The 1214-nt window shown below is 64.0% G+C and carries 2 protein-coding genes; both read right to left on the bottom strand.

The genetic code is table 11. The features are described from left to right. Positions 1-176: 176 nt before the first annotated feature. Positions 177-551 (bottom strand): retropepsin-like aspartic protease, encoded by a 375-nt coding sequence (locus EBE87_RS28285; protein WP_158601081.1) that lies wholly within the window; start codon positions 549-551, stop codon positions 177-179. A gap of 62 nt (positions 552-613) precedes the next feature. After that, positions 614-1099 (bottom strand): hypothetical protein, encoded by a 486-nt coding sequence (locus EBE87_RS29305; protein ID WP_158601082.1) that lies wholly within the window; start codon positions 1097-1099, stop codon positions 614-616. Positions 1100-1214 lie beyond the last annotated feature (115 nt).

Here is a 1214-nt window from a genome sequence, read left to right as displayed (position 1 = left end):
GACGAACTTATGCCGTGGTGCTGGACCAAAGCCGACGATCAACCGTCAAGCGCTGCAGCGTAGGGCCTCCAGGCAGCGCTTACCAGCCTGCCGTGGTGCACGATGGGACAAATATCAGAAGCTTTCCTTGCCCCATGGCCTTCACCGCGGCGGCAAGTCTTCCTCAACGTCCCACCTCAATCAGCAGGGCGTGCCATATAGAGGCGGCGATTGGTAAAGGAGAACCAGACCTTGCGGTGCCGCAGCCAGTTCTCACCCAGAATGAGTTCTTCCTTCGGCCCTCCCAGGTCGGCCGTGACGAACACGAGCTGATTTCGCAGGACTTCTCCGCCGACTGCCATCTCGTCCAATCTGTACTCGCGGCCGCGCTGTCCAATTGAGTCGGAGCCGTAGGTGCTTCCCTCGCGGCCCGTTGGCGTACGCAGTGCCAGCCGGTTTGCCAGCGCTTCGGACATGGTGCTGGCATTATTTCCGGACTGGATTCGCGCTCGCACGGACTGGCCATTCACACGCACGGTAATTACGGGCGCGCCGATGCCGCGCGTCTCCATGATCACATTCGCGGCTGATGGCCAAGGCGGACTCGCAGGGCGACAGTTACTGGTACGATGGATCACGACTCTTCGGCCGGGAAGGTCAACCTCCAGTTCACCCTGGCGCAGCAGGTCAGCGCCAACACGCCGTCGAAGCCCGGCGGCCCCCCGCCCGTGCCGAAGAAGGGGCGCACGGCCAGACTGCGTCCGCTCCATTCCTGCCCGCTGACGCGCAGGCTTCGGCTCAGCATGTTGTGCCGGGTGACCGGCCCGGAAGGGCTGGGGTAGCTAGACTGCTTAGCAGGATCCTCAGGCAGACGCAGCCGTTGCGCGACCTGGGGCAGGAGGCTGGTCAGACCGAGACCGATGTTGACCTCCAGCGTCACGGGCCGGTCGTTCAGGCTGCCCGCCACATTCAATCCCGGCCCCTGGAGGGGAATGACGTCACCCTCGCCGAAGACGCACTCCGGCTGTGCCTGCCGCGCATCACTCTCGACCGGAGCAGCGCAAGCGCTGAGAAGCGCGAGTATCCCCAGCAGAGGCGGGGTGAGGGCGGCTCGGACCATTCTTAGGCATTCTCCACTGACCGTCCGATTATGCCTAGGCTCAGGACTCCTTGATCCAGAAGAGGACGGTGGCGGCGAGGCAGATGGCGGACATGAAGGTGTGGGCGCAGCGGTC

Origin of the sequence: Teichococcus wenyumeiae (assembly GCF_003696345.1) — a bacterium.
GTDB lineage: Bacteria > Pseudomonadota > Alphaproteobacteria > Acetobacterales > Acetobacteraceae > Pseudoroseomonas > Pseudoroseomonas wenyumeiae.
This window is presented reverse-complemented; position numbering and strand designations above follow the sequence as displayed.